Genomic DNA, 15,793 nt, shown 5'->3' on the forward strand with positions numbered 1-15,793 from the left:
TGCAGGTTTATCCCGGAATGTAGCGATAGGTCTGTGTCACTTCGATTGTAATGCGGCTTTCTTCTACGATGCGGGCAGGCTTTCGGCCAACTTCGTATACCTCGGTTGCCGCATAACGCCCGGCGATGACAATTTCGGTATCACCACGCTGTTGGTGGAACAACCGGTACGCCATGTCAGGATCATTATTATCACGCGAGAGGTGCGATAGAAATAAGTGCCGGAGTTTGGGCGATCGACGGGTCAAGAACAGTTCCAGAGCTTCGTCATTGGATAGGTGGCCGAAACCGCCACGGATGCGGTTCTTAAGGAAAAACGGGTAACGGCCCTGCATCAGCATGTCTACATCGTAATTGGCCTCCAGGAAAACCGCATCGCAGCGACCGAAGAAATCCGCGACCCGCTCGCATACCCGGCCGATATCGGTAAAAACACCAACTGTTTGCCCATCGCCTTCGATAAGGAAGCTATGGGGGTCGGCTGCATCGTGGTATTTGCGGAAAGAGGTAACGACCAGGTTACCCACCTTAACTGTTTGCATATCGGTGAGCGGATGCAGCAGACGCTCGGGTATGGCCAGTTTGCACCCCCGCCGCGTACCGTTGGTGAGGAAAACGGGAAGCTGGTATTTGTTGGCTAGAACACTTAGGCCCTTAACGTGGTCGGTGTGCTCGTGCGAAACAAAAATAGCCTTGACATGTTGTAGGGAGAGCCCTTGTTTGGCCATCCGCTTCTCTATCTGGCGGCACGATAGGCCGGCATCTACCAATACAGCTTCAGTGCCGTTGCCTACATAGTAGCAATTGCCGTTACTGCCCGAAGCGATTGAACAAACGAAAAGTGGCATCGCACAAAGTACGGTTAAAAAAGGGGGAAGTGCAACAAGAAATATCGGTTTGGTACAGTGGAGTGGGTCAGCACTCCGGTAAGCTCAACGGGATATTCACCGCCAAGCCACCATCTGCGGTTTCCTTGTATTTCACATTCATGTCCTGGGCCGTTTCCCACATGGTTTTTATTACGGCATCGAGGCTGACCTTGGCTTTATCCGGATTTGACTGGAGTGCTAGCTGTGCTGCCGTAATGGCCTTGATGGCTCCCATGGTATTGCGCTCAATGCATGGCACCTGCACAAGGCCGCCTATCGGGTCGCAGGTGAGGCCAAGATGGTGTTCCATGGCTATTTCGGCGGCCATCAATACCTGCCTTTGCGACCCGCCGAGGCTTTCGGTGAGGGCGCCCGCAGCCATGGCCGAGGAAACGCCGATTTCGGCTTGGCACCCGCCCATCGCAGCCGAAATCGTCGCCCCCTTTTTGAATATGCTTCCTATCTCCGAAGCGGTGGCGATAAAACGGATGATCTTTTCTTCCTGAAGGCCATCATGGAACACGATATAATATTGCAATACCGCGGGTATGACCCCGGCAGCACCGTTTGTAGGGGCGGTGACCACACGACCGAAAGATGCGTTCTCCTCATTGACAGCCAAGGCAAAGCAACTTACCCAGTCCAGTGTGTATTGAAAATGGTCTCCACCCGCGCGGATTGCCGCAACCCAGCTGTGGTAGTCGGTATAGTGGCGGTCTGCTATGAGTTTCTTGTTGAGCTTGTAGGCCCTCCGGGCTACCTGCAAGCCGCCGGGGAGCATACCCATGGTGTGGCACCCACGGTACATGCAGTCGCGCATGGTGGCAAATATAGCACGGATACCGGCGATGGTTGCTTCTTCGGCACGCCAAGCTTGTTCGTTCTCCAATACCAGCTCCGATACTTTCAGCCCGGTGTTCATGCACCAAACCAGCAGGTCGTTGGCAGTTCGCACCGGGAACGGCAGGTCGCGGTGCCCGTGTCCCCCGCCATCGTCGCCCTCTTGCACCACAAAGCCTCCACCGATGGAGTAGTAAGTCTCACTGATGGCCCTACCATCGGAAAGCAACGCCTGGAACGTGACGGCATTCGGATGGTAGGGGAGGCTCTCTGTGTAGAGAAACAATAAGTCGTCTGCGTAATGGAAAGGGATATGATGTATGCCGCCCAAGGGCATGTGTTGCTGCTGCTTGATGCGGCTCACCCGCTGGGGTACCTCATCGATGGCGATGGTTACTGGATCAGCACCACTTAACCCTAGTAATACGGCGACATCGGTGCCGTGGCCGATGCCGGTTTTGGCCAGCGAGCCATAGAGTAGGATTTTAACCGATTCTGTTTTATCGAGCAGCCCGCCGGTAATGAGCCGTTCGGTAAAGCGTTGGGCCGCCCGCCAAGGGCCAAGGGTATGTGAGCTGGAGGGGCCGATACCAATCTTAAACATGTCGAAAATCGAAATCTGCTCATCGATCATCATAATTTGGATTAAAGATGCCGCAGCAAAGATACCGCTTTATTTGTGCTTTGGCAGTGGAGAGGCTGAAACATTTATTTTTATATTTGCCGCGGGCAATCACAATCTGAGATGAGTTATATCCGCGTGCTGTTCGGTTTTTCTACGTTTTTCCTCTTGTTAATGGTGGGTGCCGTAGGGTATTGCGGGCCGGGTGTGCCTAATGATGACCTCCCCAAGCGGGAATTCCGGGGGGCGTGGATTGCTACGGTGGTCAACATCGACTGGCCTTCGGCAAACAACCTGAGTACCGCAGAGCAGAAGCAAGAGCTCATCCGGCATCTCGATAACCATCAGCGTGCCGGCATCAATGCCATTCTCTTGCAGATACGGCCATCGGCCGACGCGTTCTATGCCAAAAGCTCCGAACCATGGAGCCGTTTCCTGACCGGGAAGCCGGGGCAGGCTCCCGTACCGTTTTACGATCCACTGGAATTCGCGATCAACGAGGCACATAAGCGTGGAATGGAACTACATGCTTGGATAAACCCTTACCGGGCTACGTTTGACTTGGTGACCGCCAATACCACAAGCGACCACATCACGCGGGTCAAACCCAGCTGGTTTTTTACCTATGGCGGGAAGAAGCTTTTTAATCCGGGTATTCCCGAAGTAAGGCGATACATCGTAGGCGTGGTGATGAACGTGGTGCGGAATTACGATATCGATGGTATACACTTCGACGATTATTTTTATCCGTACCCTGTGGGCGGGAAGCCTATTCCAGACACTGAAACATTCAAGCAATACCCAAATGGGTTTAAGAATATCGCCGATTGGCGGCGGAACAATGTGGACCTGCTCATCCAGATGATCTCGGATAGCGTGCACCATGAAAAAAAATACATGAAATTCGGGGTGAGCCCTTTTGGTATCTGGGACAACAAGAAGGACCACCCCGACGGTTCGGCCTCATCCGGCCTTAGTGGCTACCGGCAGCTTTATGCCGATGCTTTGAAATGGCTGAAAGAAGGGTGGGTTGATTATATCAACCCACAGATATATTTCCCGTTTGGCCACCCGGCAGCGCCGTACGAGGTATTGGCTGATTGGTGGGCCAAGCATACCTATGGGCGCCATTTATACATTGGACACGCTGCCTACCGGGCCACAGAAAACGGTGCCGGGTGGCGCGACCGGAGCCAGATCCCCAAACAGGTGCGTTATGCAAGGAAACACGCCGGTGCACGGGGGAGTATTTACTACAGTGCCAAGCACATCACCGATAATCTTGTGGGGCTCCGCGATTCACTTCAATATGACCTTTACAGGTATAAATCGCTCCCGCCAACGATGCCCTGGCTAGACAGTATTGCGCCCGAACCGCCGTTCGGCCTTTTGGCACAGGTTGCAGAAAATGGGACTTCCGTAATCCTGCAGTGGCAGCCGGGCCTGCCATCTGCCGACGGGGAAGAGCCTTATGGTTATGTGGTGTACCGATTTAACGAAGGCGAGCCGCTGGATGTGGAGAATCCTCAGAATATCTTGTATATCACGTACGACTCCACACAGATGCAGTATACTGATAACATGACGCGGAAAAACGGGCACTACCGCTATGTGGTTACGGCGATAGACCGCCTAAAAAATGAAAGTTTGCCTTCCAATGCGAGGGAGCTGTATATTGAGTAGCGGTGTTACCTACCGTCTCCATACCTGAAAAACGCGTTGACCGTGACGGGTAGCCTTCCCGTTGGGATTAGCCTTTTCAGGATGACCTTCGCCGCAGCACGCTGCATGATGTCTTCATTTTGATAACAAACCAGGATGGACTTAGCCCGTTCGATTCCGGGAAGCCCGGCCAGGCCATACGGATTGGCGAAGACGCAGAAAATCGCATTATGGTACGCAAGCTCATTGATGAACAGCCGCACCGTGCCGTTATAATTGTAGGTGCTGCGGGGGCGGGCACGGTTGTCGTGGAGGGCAACGATGATCTGGCTGTAACGGCGTAGCTCCGTTGCCATCGCTGCTACATCATCGGCCGTGGCATTTGCCGATAGCACATAATGCATGTGGTTGTCAAAACGCCACTCCAGCATATGCTGGAATTCCGACAGCTCAGATGTCCCTATACTGATAATGGCGGTGCGGCGGTTGTAGTCGATGGCCCTGATCAGGCTGTCGCTTTGGAGCAGGGTAACCGACGCATCGGCCAACCGTTGATTAAGTGTTTCGGTCTGCCGGCGATTGAGATCATGGTATAGATTGGTGAGTTGTACGGGTTGGAGATCGTTTAATCCGAGCCAGTACTTTGCCGCCAATACTTTCTTCACGCGTGAATCGATGTCGTCTTGCGATAGCCGCCCCTGCTTGATGGCCTGTAGCACCATATCGATTGCGCGGCCACTGTTTTGGGAGAGTTCAAGCAGGTCGTTGCCAGCGATGATAGCCCGCACATCGGCTTCGCCGTTGCGGAAGTGCTTCACCACCCCGTTCATGTCCATGGCATCAGTAAACGTAAGCCCTTTGAAACCCAACCTTTCTTTGAGGATGTCGGTAACGATGTGTTTAGAAAGTGAAGAGGGGAGGTTGGGGGTATTGTCGAGGTTGGGAATATTCATGTGCGCAACCATCACGCCCGAGGCGCCCGCATTGATTAGCTCGCGGAAAGGGTACATTTCCAGCGAATCCAAATGGCCGGCCGTGAAGTTGAGCTGGGGGAGGTCGTAATGCGAGTCGACATCGGTATCGCCGTGTCCTGGAAAATGTTTCAGCGACGTCACGATGCCGCCATCCATCATGCCCCTCATATAGGCCAAGCCCTTGCTGGTCACGTTGTATTTGTTTTCACCAAACGACCGGTAATTGATAACCGGATTGCGGGGGTTGTTATTGATGTCTACGACGGGAGCGAAGTTTACATTCATACCCAAGCGCCTGAAATCACGGGCTACCTCAAGGCCCATCTGGTAAATCAGTGCCTCGTTTTGTACGGCACCCAATGCCATCTGGTAAGGGAATGATACCGTTGAATCCGCTAGCCGCATACCCAGCCCCCATTCGCCATCGAATGCCACGAGTAAAGGCACTTTGGCGAGTTGCTGATAGCGGTTGATGACGTGGGCGTGGCGAACCGGACCACCCTGGAAGAGTACGATACCGCCAAGTTGCTCGCGCTGTATGACACCGGCAACGGAGTCGATATAGCGTTGGCCCAGGTTGCTATGGGCACGGACCATGAAAAGCTGGGCCACCTTGTCGCGGTCTGACAACGTGTTGAAGACGGAGTCAACCCAGCGGTGCTCGCTGTTGATAAACGGGATAAACGCATCGCGTTGTTGAGCCAACACTCCGGCACAAAACGAAATGATCCAAAAGAATACGGAAACAGTCTTTTTCAGCATAATAGCTTAGCTTACAATAACAGTACCAGTGGCACAGTATCCGAATTGCGTCCAATATTAAGCATATTTTTTGCATGTTTATGCATGTTGGCGGCTATATTTGCGTTTTCTTGCGCCATTAGGGTTGAAGGCCGTATTTTCCTTCCAGAATTCTCCCTAATTCTGCCGAATCATTTAACTCGCCATTGGCTTCTTTTTTCCATAGTATTTCAATGATCAGCAATAGGAGTTGGGTTTCCGATTCCGGGTCTTCGTACCCCAATTCGGTAAACGCGCGCCTGATGGCTGGGTACACCGGCTTGATGAACAGCTCATGCTGTTGTTTTGAAAAACCATGGTGGGATAGCCGCTCCTGCATCTTCCAGAATACCGGGTCTTCATTGACCAACTCCTTGGGGAGGTTGATCATACTCCGGAGGAAGCTTTTGGCATCCCGGTATATCATCATGCCGCGGTGGTGTTGCAATACCCGTCTATACCCGGATTTTATGAGGTGTGACAGCAGGTTGTCTTTATTTCCGAAATGCTTAAAGATGAGTGCTTCGGACACACCGGCCCGCTGGGCGATGATTTTGGTCGATGTATCGATGTAGCCATTTTCAGCAAACAGCAAGAGAGCCTCCCGCATTATTCTTTCCTTTCTACTCTCCGCCTTCTGTCTCATCATAGTCTATAAAAATAATATGCAAACTTAGGCAAATTCCGGCGTAAATATAAGCAATAGCGGCTTTTTGGTTAGCGCCGCCCACGCTTCGCAACAAGATGTGCAGTGGTCCGTAATGTAATAATGTCTTTACACTTAAACGACTGCGCTTTTATTCTATCATACCTGAATTGAGACACTAACTCAGTTACTAAAACATGCGACATATTTATAAGCCGTTCCTACTATCGGTTTGCTTTTTGATTACTGTATCCATTTTTGCTCAGGAGCCCATAAAGGGTAGAGTAATAGACAGCATAGCCAATACAGGGCTGCAGGGTGCGAACATACGGCTACTTACTATCAAGGACTCATTGGTAGACCAACGCAGCACGTCGGACAGCGGGAAGTTCCAGCTGAAACAGGTGCCTGCCGGCCAGTACCGGCTTCAGGTCAACTACCTGGGATACCACACCGCAGTAATCCGTATCGATTTATCGGCAGCATCAGACCCGGGGCAGTTTACGATAAGACTACTCCCCGAATACCGTACCCTAGACGAAGTGGCTGTCATTGCAGCATCGCCCGTGGCCGTGTTGAAGGGCGATACCACGGAGTTTGATGCAGCAGCATTCAGCACCGAGCCGTATGCGGATGCCGACGCATTGGTGATGCAGATCCCGGGCGTGGAAATAGACGAAGAGGGGAATGTGAAAGCACAGGGTGAGGATGTGCAACGTATCATCGTGGATGGGAAGGAGTTTTTCAGTACAGACCCGCGCATCGCATTGAAAACGCTCCCTGCCGATATCATTGATAAAATACAGCTTATTGATGAACAGAGTGAACAGGCTCAGTTCTCAGGGTTTGACGATGGGCAGCGTCGGAAAGTAATTAATATCGTGACCCGCCCAGACCGTCGTAAGGGTTACTTTGGAAGGGTAGCGACGGGCTATGGCGCTGCTAATCGCTATAATGCGGGCGGTAACCTGAATAGTTTCGATGGTAATCGGCGTATTACGGTTTTTGCTGTGTCTAACAACGTCAACCAGTCTGATTTTTCAATGGCAGGTATCGCGGGAGGCGAGGAGCAAGGGCGTAATAACCGTGGGCAGCGGAGCCGCGGAAACTCTGTGGGGAATCGGGGCCTCAGCAATACCCATAGCGTGTCTACCAATTTCAATGATGAGTGGCTGGATGAACGCTTAGCTATCAATGCGAACTATGCGTTCAATTCCACAGGCAATGAAACCAATAGCCTCACGAACCGCGAATACCTTATCGGGGCGAATGCCAATCAATTCAACACCCAGCTCCAGGAGTCCGGGAGTGTAAACTATAGCCACCGGGCAAATGTCCGGATGCAGTTCGACATCGATTCAAACCAGCGTATCGACTTCAGGCCCAACTTTTCTTTTCAGCAGCACAACCGGAACACATTCTCCAACAACCATACTACGCTGGGGAACGATGATCCCGTAAATGCTTCGGTGCGGAACAATGACAACGAAAACTCTAATTTCAATTTCAATGGAAGCTTAGACTACCGCCTCCGGTTGGGGAAAAGAGGACGTACCGTTTCCCTTAGTGCCAATGGGTCTGCCAATAGTAATAACGGGTTAGCCCTTACCCATTCACTCAATGAGTTTTTCGAAGACCAGCTGGTGAACCGGGTCGATACGGTAAGCAACCGCAGTTACACCGATGGTTATGGTAACGGTATTACGGGTAGGTTGGCCTATACTGAGCCCCTGTGGCAACATAGCCGCGTGCAAGCCAATTACAGTGTGCGTAATACCGCAAGCTATTCCAATAGGGAAACATTCGATTTCCTTGCAGAAACGGGCCAGCTGGGCGAGCTCAATCGCCGGCTGTCTAATGAGTTCCGGAACGATTATACCTACCAAAGCGGCGGTCTCTCTTTCCAAGTAGCGAAGCGCGACTCCTTCCGGGTCGAGGTGGGAATGGATTTCCAGGATGCACGTATCCGCAACAACCGCACCTTTCCCGACGCGGTGAAAACAGGAAGCCATTTTACCAGTTACCTGCCCAATGCCACGTTATCCTACAATTTCTCACGTGATAAGAAAATCGATATCAACTATCGGGCAGCGACAAATGCGCCGTCCATCAACCAACTGCAGGATGTGATTAACAACCAGAACCCATTGAATATACGCACCGGAAACACCGATTTGAAGCAGGAGTATGGCCACCGGTTCGGGTTGCGGTATAATAGTGTGCAGCGTGAGTCGGGGCGTAATTTCTCTGCCAGCGTGAATGCCGATTTTACAAACAACCGGATTGTTAATTCCACGTTCATCGCTGCGGCCGACACATTGATTGCGCCGGATATACTGCTTGGCGCGGGCGGGCAATTCACCCGGCCCGAGAACATCAGTGGCTACTATAGTGTCCGTGGTGATGCGACATACGGGGCACCGATAAAGCCGTTGAAGGTCAATATTAACCTGCGTACTGCTGTTTACCATAACCATGATATCGGCCTGACCAACCAAAAGGAGACCTTCTCCAATTCGTATGGTATTAGTCAGCGGGTGGGGGTGAACAGCCGCTTCGGGCCCCACTTGGTGGTGGGACTGAGTTACGCGGGGAACTATAGTGTGGTGCGCAATAATACCAATGGCGAGTTAAGTTATAATGCATATAATCAGATCATACGTAATGACCTAGCGTATACTTTTTGGAAAGGTATCCGTGTCGCATCGTCGCTATATTACAATTATAACCAAGGGCTCGCCGATGGATATAATCAACAGTTTATCCTATGGAATGCATCGATTGGTAAAAAACTCATGCAACGGCAGGAAGCCGAAATCGCTCTGTCTGCTTTCGATTTGCTCAACCGCAATACGAATGTAAGTCGTAGTATAAGTGAGCGGTATATCCAAGATTCCCAGAATAACGCGCTCCAACGCTATTTCCTGCTGAGTTTTACCTACAACCTGCGTAACTTCGGCGGCCGTGGCGCCGGGAGTGGTGCGGGTGGCCCTAGAGACGGTGGCCGGCGATTCGGCAATTAAGCGGTGACCAATTGACCGCCTTGACGAGCGAATACGGCTCGCTTCTCATTATATGACGGTACATCGATTGCCCGAACGGCGTCTTCTAGAATGTGGGTTTCGAACCCCAGTTGCAGGGCGTCCATAGCGGTGAAGTAAACGCAGTAATCGGCGGCGAGGCCGCATACAGAGACGGCGGTTACACCGCGGTCTTGCAGATAGCCGGCCAAGCCTGTCTTTTTACGCTTCCCGTTATCAAAGAAACCGCTGTAGCTGTCTATGGCAGGGTCGGTGCCCTTGCGGAAAATGGCTTCGATACGGCGAGTTTCCAATCGGTCGCTCAGTCGCGCACCGCCGCTAGCCTGTATACAATGATCTGGCCATAAAACCTGTTCGAGCCCATGAAGGTCAATGGTTTGGAACGGCTTATGCCCCGGATGGGCAGACGCGAAGCTCTGGTGACCAGCCGGGTGCCAGTCCTGGGTGGCTACTACCAAGTCGTAATCAGTCTGAATACGGTTTATGACGGGGATCACGGCATCGCCATCGGCTACCGCCAACGCACCGCCCGGCAGGAAATCATATTGGATATCAACAATGATCAGCGCATGCATGATTTATTCCTCATGATGAGGCAACAGACTTATCCCTTATAATAGCCCCTTCTCCAATAACTTCTCTGCAATCTGTACCGTGTTTGTTGCCGCACCTTTGCGCAGGTTGTCTGCCACCACCCAAAGGTTGAGGGTTTTGGGCTGGCTCTCGTCCCGCCGGATGCGGCCAACGAATACTTCGTCTTTGCCGTGTGCGTCTTTGGGCATCGGGTATTCTTGATTGGCCGGGTTATCTACTACTACAACACCCGGCTGTTTAGCCAACAACGCGCGTACCTCATCCAAATCGAATTCATTGGCGAACTCAATATTGATAGATTCCGAATGGCCACCCATAACCGGAATACGCACGGTAGTCGCGGTAATCCGGATTGTGTCGTCGCCGATGATCTTATTGGTCTCCTTGATCATCTTCATCTCTTCTTTCGTATATCCATTGTCTTGGAATACATCGATCTGGGGGATGACATTCAAATCGATTTGATAGGGGTATGCTTTCTCTCCAGTTATGCCGGCGCGCTCGTCATTAAGCTGCTGCACGGCTTTCACTCCCGTCCCTGTTACTGATTGGTAGGTCGAAACGACTACCCGTTTGATGCCGTACCGTTCATGCAAAGGATTCAGTACTACCACCATCTGTATCGTTGAACAGTTGGGATTCGCAATGATCTTATCCTCCGCGGTCAGCACCGCCCCATTTACTTCGGGTACGACAAGTTTTTTGGTCGGGTCCATCCGCCATGCCGACGAGTTGTCGATTACGGTGATACCGGCCTCGGCGAATCTCGGGGCATAGGTCAATGAAGTGCCGCCGCCGGCCGAAAAGAGTGCCACATCGGGCTTGAGGGCAATGGCTTCGTCGGGCGTGACCACCTTATACTGCTTTCCCTTGAATTGGATTTCCTTGCCTTTGCTACGTTCAGATGCAACGGGGATCAATTCTGTTACGGGAAAATTGCGCGCTGCTAACACGGTTAACATTTCCGAACCAACGAGTCCGGTTGCGCCGACTACTGCCACTTTCATTTTTTTGTGTTGTTGATTTTGTAAATTAATTTTTGCTGTTTAACTTTAAACGTTCTTGAAGATGCCAAACATACGAAATTTGGTGTAATTTGAATGTAAGGAATTTCAAAAACCTGATGTCCGAAACAGCTGTTTATCAGCTTGGAGCCTATGAAATGTTATTTATTCCTCTTGGCGCTTATCACGACGCTCTTCCCTGCCTATGTATGGAGCAGCGGTACGGCCAGCCTCCCGCATGTTACTAGTCCGTGGGACGGAGAGGGATTGGTGCCCGATGATACAGCAGGGGTGATATTTTATGATGATTTCGGGGATGGTTCGTTGACCCGGTGGCAGGGGGGTACGGTATCGTTTAAAGTAGCCGACGGTTTGGTAGGTCTGGCGGAGGGTGCGCAATCTCCGGCATCGATTGCTGTTCCATCCGCCCATGTGCGCAATACCCTGTGGGAAATAGCGGTGATGGCACCAGGCTCGTTTTCTGCGTCCAATTACATACGGCTATACCTCGCTGCGACCACCGCTTCGCTCCACGAGCAGCAATGGGGGTACCACCTGCAAATCGATGGAGACGAAACAAACCATGTCTATAGACTGTGGCGGCAAAACGGCCTCACGCGCGTGGTCATTTTTGAAAGCAACCAGATACCTAATCCAGACGGTTTATTCCGTGTGCGTATTCGGGTTACGTGTAACCACAGAGGCGAATGGCAGGTGTATGTGGACGATGTTGGCGATGGGGAATTCGGGTTGCTAGCGGGACAATCAAACAAGACGATGATAAAAGACGATACTTACGGTACCAGCCGTTATAGCGGTTATCTCGTTAGCTTTTCGCAACAGCGGCGTTCCGACTTCAAGATCGACTATTTCCTTATCAAACAGCTCGACCGCTCGGTCCCGCCCGATACGCTCGGTATGCCTAGGGCCGGCGACATACTCATCAACGAGCTGCTGTCTAACCCTAAGCCCGATGGGGTAGACTTTTTAGAAATTTTCAATTACTCAAGCAAAACTATCGACCTTTCGGAAGTGAGTGTTGCGCGGGTGAATACCAATGGTACCGTAGGTTCGCCACAGCCAATTGCCCATGCGCCGACGTTTATTTATCCGAATGAATACAAAGTACTCACCCGTCAGCCCGCCGTTATAAAACAACATTATCCTAACGCGATATCGGCGGCATTTATCGAGATGGTTGCCCTGCCGGACTTCAACAACGAAACGGGAGGTGTGGTAATTCACGGCCCACAAGGTGCAATTGACAGCCTTTTTTATACTCCAGCGATGCAGTCACCGTTTTTAATCAGCAACCGGGGGGTATCGTTGGAGCGGCAGCATGTCTCCTTGCCGACCAACGAACCGGGGAATTTCCGCTCGGCAGCGGTAGCGGCAGGCGGTGCCACACCAGGGTATCGAAATTCACAATCAGTAGATGGCCCGGCCGAAGAGCAAATCTTTTTGACTTCCAAAACCTTTTCGCCGGATGGCGATGGATTTGAAGACCGGCTGGAAATTAATTACCGGTTACCAGAAAGTGGATTTATGGCCAATATAGATATCTACAATGATCAAGGCGTGCTTGTTAAACGATTGGTGCGTAATGAAAGTGTCGCTACCCAGGGAACCATTTATTGGGATGGCGTATCTGATGCGAATATCCGTCTTCCCGTAGGCGTGTATATAGCGGTAATCGAAGTTTACAGCGCTCAGGGTGTACGAAAAATATATCGTAGAAGCGTCGTATTGGCGGCTAGGCTGTGATGGCGATTGAAATTTTGCTAAGTTTGCATTCGATGGACGAACGGGTAATTATCACCGGTGCCAATGGCCAAATCGATACGGAGTTAGCCGTCCCATTGGGGGTATCTTACCACCCCCAATGGACTATTCGATTCGACCTACCTGCTATCAACGAGAAGATGGTTGCAACTCTTAAAAATAAACACATATAAATAAACGATGGGAAGAGCTTTTGAATTCCGGAAAGAAAGAAAATTTAAACGCTGGGCCAAGATGGCTGTGCAGTTTACCCGACTGGGTAAGGAAATAGCCATAGCCGTTAAGGAAGGAGGCCCGAACCCCGATGGAAACTCCCGTTTGCGTACCGCAATCCAGAATGCAAAGGCCGTAAATATGCCGAAAGACCGTATCGATGCGGCCATCAAAAGGGCATCAGACAAAGACGCTAAAGGATACGAGGAGCATGTGTATGAAGGGTATGGTCCACATGGCGTACCCATTCTCATTGAGACGGCTACTGATAACACAAACCGTACGGTCGCCAATATCCGCAGTTATTTCAGTAAGGCAGGGGGAACCTTGGGAAAAACAGGATCGCTAGATTTCATCTTCCAGCGCAAATCTATCTTCCGATTTACCGTAGCAGACGATGTAGACCTTGAGGAACTTGAGCTGGAGCTTATCGACGGCGGGCTCGAAGAGCTTTACGTAGAGGCGGACGAAGAGGGGAATGATGTTGTGGTGGCACAGACCTCATTTGAGGATTTCGGTAACATGCAGCGCCTACTGGAAGAACAGGGCGTGGAGGTAAAAAGCGCCAAGCTGGAGCGGATTGCGCTGTCGCATACGGAAGTGTCTGAAGATGACGCGGCAGACGTATTGAAGCTCGTTGACAAAATCGAGGAAGACGACGACGTCCAAGCAGTATATCATAACATGAACTAATGACATTCGAAGAATTTTTCACGAAGAAGAGGATTGACCTGGTATTGCTGCAGCGTGCCAACCCCATTCTTTATGAAGAGTTTCGCCTCCATTACGCCCAAATGGGTGAAAAAAGTTTTGACCATACGAAGAAGTACTGGTTCAACCGGCTCCGCAAGGATTTCAGGCTCGAAGTGGCAGACATCCCAAAAGCTAAGCCGGTGGCTACCGGCTCAGCGGCTGCCCCGGAGCCCGCGGCTTCCGTGGCAACAGCCAGGCCTGCGGGATTCAGGCCCCGTTTCAAACCTGCCGCTGCAAAAGCTGCTGAAAGTACGCCGGACAGTACACCTGAGGCACTACCCCCACAAGAGGAAACCGTAGCGATTAAACCGCCGGCACCAAACGCGAAGCCCACTGGTTTCAAACCGCGTTTTAAGCCGGGGGTTACAGCGGGTACGAAGCCAAGTACGGACCCGTCGCCCGACGTACCAGAAGCAGTCGGTAAACAGGAAACGGAGGTAGCGCCTTCAGACAAATCGGCTACACCAGCAGCAAAACCGGTTGGGTTTAAACCCCGATTTAAGGCGGAGGGTACGCCGGTAGGGGAGCCGGGCAAGGCGCCTAGCAGCGATGGGGGGTCCGAAGCGGAGCAGCCCGAGTCAACGAGCGGCCAGCCCGCCGCACCGGTATTTAAACCGGTGGGCTTCAAACCCCGTTTCAAGGCAGGCAAGACGACCAACAGAAAGGATGATGCTACTTAAAAACGCGGTCTTCCTTTTCAAATTCGCGTTGAATCCCGGCCAGTAATTCTTTTTTCCCGATAGCTTGGTTTTCTTTGGAGAAGGCTTTAAGCGAGGCATAATGAATTACCTGTACGATAGCGGAGCCACTTAACTCATATTTCTCGGCAATTTCTCTGAGCTGTATGTCATCCTCCACTTGGTCATTATTGGCGAGGGTATTTTGCCACAGTTGGTATCGTTCAGCCACACCGGGTGTCGGAAAGTGAACAACGGCATTGAACCGCCTCATGAAAGCTTTATCGATGTTGTTTTTGAAGTTCGAGGCGAGGATGACCAACCCCGGAAAATCCTCCACACGTTGCAACAAATAGGCTACTTCTTGGTTGGCGTAACGATCGTGCGAACTTTGTATCGCAGACCGCTTACCGAATAACGCATCCGCCTCATCAAAAAACAAAATCCAATCGCGGTGTTCCGCACGGTTAAAGATTTTTTCGAGGTTCTTTTCGGTTTCACCGATGTACTTTGAAACGACCTGGGAGAGGTCGATCCGAAAAATATCACGTTCGAATTCCTTGGCCAGCAGGGTGGCGGTAAGTGTTTTCCCAGTGCCGGGCGGACCATAAAAAAGCACGCGGTAACCAGGTTTTATTATCCGCTTCATGTTCCATTTATTAACCAGTGAGGCGTTGTGCTGGAGCCATGCTTTGATATCGCCCAGTTGCTCGCGTGTTTTGTCTGCAATCACCAAGTCGTTCCACTCCAGCAGTGTGCCGACGGGTTTTGCAGGGAAGTCGGCACCGAATACGGGCAATTGCTCTTTGCCGAGCAGTAATTTGGATTGCCACTCGGCAGTAACGATGAGTTGCCCGCTCATGGGTGGCTCCCCGTCCTTGACCGGTGCGAGGGATATTATGCCCTCCTTGACCAATTGGCTATCGCCCATGAGCAATCGCTGTATTTCAAGGCGTGCCCCCACATCGCTCCCGGCGATGATGAATAAGGCGGTTTCACCCGTCGGTATGAATCCGCGGTGGTTGCCTACATTTTTTACACCTCCCATTTCGATAATATCACCGCCATTGGGCAGAAACTCTTGGATAATACGGTCGTAAAAGGCCGGCTGGAGATAAGGAGCCAAGCATAACAGGAGTATTTTTTTCTCGGTTTCGGTGGCCTGAGCCAGACTCTGGGGCCATTGTAACTCACTGGACATTGGCCAGTGCGGTCGTTCGTTAGGCTCCGGGTCGCTGGGGGCAAAGTACTCGCGGAGCCTATGTGAAACAAACTGCTCAGCCTGCGTAAGCAAGATAGCCAGTGGGTATAGTTGGGATGTTCCTCCGTTCATGATA

At 51.5% G+C, this 15,793-nt stretch carries 12 protein-coding genes; 5 read left to right on the forward strand and 7 right to left on the reverse strand.

Features of this window, described 5'->3' with window-relative positions:
* Positions 1-7: 7 nt before the first annotated feature.
* Together NGM62_RS13730 and NGM62_RS13735 are read right to left on the reverse strand one after the other, a co-directional pair.
* A complete protein-coding gene (locus NGM62_RS13730) occupies positions 8-847 on the reverse strand; it encodes an MBL fold metallo-hydrolase (protein ID WP_262248765.1) in 840 nt (279 codons plus the stop codon).
* A gap of 67 nt (positions 848-914) precedes the next feature.
* Positions 915-2,342 carry an L-serine ammonia-lyase gene (locus tag NGM62_RS13735; protein ID WP_262248809.1) on the reverse strand — a complete coding sequence of 476 codons (1,428 nt, stop codon included), beginning with the start codon at positions 2,340-2,342 and terminating at the stop codon, positions 915-917.
* A 111-nt stretch (positions 2,343-2,453) separates the two neighbouring features.
* Here NGM62_RS13735 and NGM62_RS13740 point away from each other — a divergent pair, with 111 nt between their 5' ends.
* Complete coding sequence (locus tag NGM62_RS13740) at positions 2,454-4,013, forward strand: glycoside hydrolase family 10 protein (RefSeq protein ID WP_262248767.1); 1,560 nt, start codon at positions 2,454-2,456, stop codon at positions 4,011-4,013.
* Between the two features lie 5 nt (positions 4,014-4,018).
* On the opposite strand, the gene NGM62_RS13745 is transcribed toward NGM62_RS13740, so the two are convergent.
* Together NGM62_RS13745 and NGM62_RS13750 are read right to left on the reverse strand one after the other, a co-directional pair.
* A complete protein-coding gene (locus NGM62_RS13745; protein WP_262248768.1) occupies positions 4,019-5,728 on the reverse strand; it encodes a glycoside hydrolase family 3 protein in 1,710 nt (569 codons plus the stop codon).
* Positions 5,729-5,846: 118 nt separating this feature from the next.
* Entirely contained in the window at positions 5,847-6,395 is a 549-nt protein-coding gene (locus tag NGM62_RS13750) for a TetR/AcrR family transcriptional regulator (protein WP_262248769.1), read from the reverse strand.
* Positions 6,396-6,589: 194 nt separating this feature from the next.
* On the opposite strand from NGM62_RS13750, the gene NGM62_RS13755 reads away from it, so the two are divergent.
* Entirely contained in the window at positions 6,590-9,415 is a 2,826-nt protein-coding gene (locus NGM62_RS13755) for a TonB-dependent receptor (RefSeq protein ID WP_262248770.1), read from the forward strand.
* Here the strand turns inward: NGM62_RS13755 and pncA are convergent.
* The gene (pncA, locus tag NGM62_RS13760) at positions 9,412-10,008 is read right to left on the reverse strand and encodes a bifunctional nicotinamidase/pyrazinamidase (protein WP_262248772.1); all 597 of its coding nucleotides are present in this window, start codon (positions 10,006-10,008) and stop codon (positions 9,412-9,414) included. The genes NGM62_RS13755 and pncA overlap by 4 nt on opposite strands.
* Positions 10,009-10,044: 36 nt before the next feature.
* Positions 10,045-11,034, reverse strand: coding sequence for an aspartate-semialdehyde dehydrogenase (locus tag NGM62_RS13765; protein WP_262248773.1), 990 nt, complete (start codon positions 11,032-11,034; stop codon positions 10,045-10,047).
* Between the two features lie 150 nt (positions 11,035-11,184).
* Between NGM62_RS13765 and NGM62_RS13770 the strand changes: the two genes are divergently transcribed.
* The 3 genes from NGM62_RS13770 to NGM62_RS13780 all read left to right on the forward strand — a co-directional run bounded on the left by NGM62_RS13770 (position 11,185) and on the right by NGM62_RS13780 (position 14,459).
* Positions 11,185-12,795 (forward strand): T9SS type B sorting domain-containing protein, encoded by a 1,611-nt coding sequence (locus NGM62_RS13770; RefSeq protein WP_262248775.1) that lies wholly within the window; start codon positions 11,185-11,187, stop codon positions 12,793-12,795.
* A gap of 198 nt (positions 12,796-12,993) precedes the next feature.
* Positions 12,994-13,719 carry a YebC/PmpR family DNA-binding transcriptional regulator gene (locus NGM62_RS13775; RefSeq protein WP_262248776.1) on the forward strand — a complete coding sequence of 242 codons (726 nt, stop codon included), beginning with the start codon at positions 12,994-12,996 and terminating at the stop codon, positions 13,717-13,719.
* A complete protein-coding gene (locus NGM62_RS13780) occupies positions 13,719-14,459 on the forward strand; it encodes a hypothetical protein (RefSeq protein ID WP_262248778.1) in 741 nt (246 codons plus the stop codon). Before NGM62_RS13775 ends, NGM62_RS13780 begins: the two co-directional genes overlap by 1 nt.
* On the opposite strand, the gene NGM62_RS13785 is transcribed toward NGM62_RS13780, so the two are convergent.
* Positions 14,452-15,789 (reverse strand): ATP-binding protein, encoded by a 1,338-nt coding sequence (locus NGM62_RS13785; protein ID WP_262248779.1) that lies wholly within the window; start codon positions 15,787-15,789, stop codon positions 14,452-14,454. The genes NGM62_RS13780 and NGM62_RS13785 overlap by 8 nt on opposite strands.
* Positions 15,790-15,793 lie beyond the last annotated feature (4 nt).

Source organism: Parapedobacter soli, from assembly GCF_025460835.1.
In the GTDB taxonomy this organism is placed as follows: Bacteria; Bacteroidota; Bacteroidia; order Sphingobacteriales; family Sphingobacteriaceae; genus Parapedobacter; species Parapedobacter soli.

Bases quoted from the DNA above. Each gene is read 5' to 3' on its own strand.
- NGM62_RS13780 (WP_262248778.1), top strand. From the start codon at position 13,719: ATGACATTCGAAGAATTTTTCACGAAGAAGAGGATTGACCTGGTATTG.
- NGM62_RS13770 (WP_262248775.1), top strand. From the start codon at position 11,185: ATGAAATGTTATTTATTCCTCTTGGCGCTTATCACGACGCTCTTCCCT.
- NGM62_RS13745 (WP_262248768.1), bottom strand. From the start codon at position 5,728: ATGCTGAAAAAGACTGTTTCCGTATTCTTTTGGATCATTTCGTTTTGT.
- NGM62_RS13740 (WP_262248767.1), top strand. From the start codon at position 2,454: ATGAGTTATATCCGCGTGCTGTTCGGTTTTTCTACGTTTTTCCTCTTG.
- NGM62_RS13750 (WP_262248769.1), bottom strand. From the start codon at position 6,395: ATGATGAGACAGAAGGCGGAGAGTAGAAAGGAAAGAATAATGCGGGAG.
- NGM62_RS13735 (WP_262248809.1), bottom strand. From the start codon at position 2,342: ATGATCGATGAGCAGATTTCGATTTTCGACATGTTTAAGATTGGTATC.
- pncA (WP_262248772.1), bottom strand. From the start codon at position 10,008: ATGCATGCGCTGATCATTGTTGATATCCAATATGATTTCCTGCCGGGC.
- NGM62_RS13775 (WP_262248776.1), top strand. From the start codon at position 12,994: ATGGGAAGAGCTTTTGAATTCCGGAAAGAAAGAAAATTTAAACGCTGG.
- NGM62_RS13730 (WP_262248765.1), bottom strand. From the start codon at position 847: ATGCCACTTTTCGTTTGTTCAATCGCTTCGGGCAGTAACGGCAATTGC.
- NGM62_RS13755 (WP_262248770.1), top strand. From the start codon at position 6,590: ATGCGACATATTTATAAGCCGTTCCTACTATCGGTTTGCTTTTTGATT.
- NGM62_RS13785 (WP_262248779.1), bottom strand. From the start codon at position 15,789: ATGAACGGAGGAACATCCCAACTATACCCACTGGCTATCTTGCTTACG.
- NGM62_RS13765 (WP_262248773.1), bottom strand. From the start codon at position 11,034: ATGAAAGTGGCAGTAGTCGGCGCAACCGGACTCGTTGGTTCGGAAATG.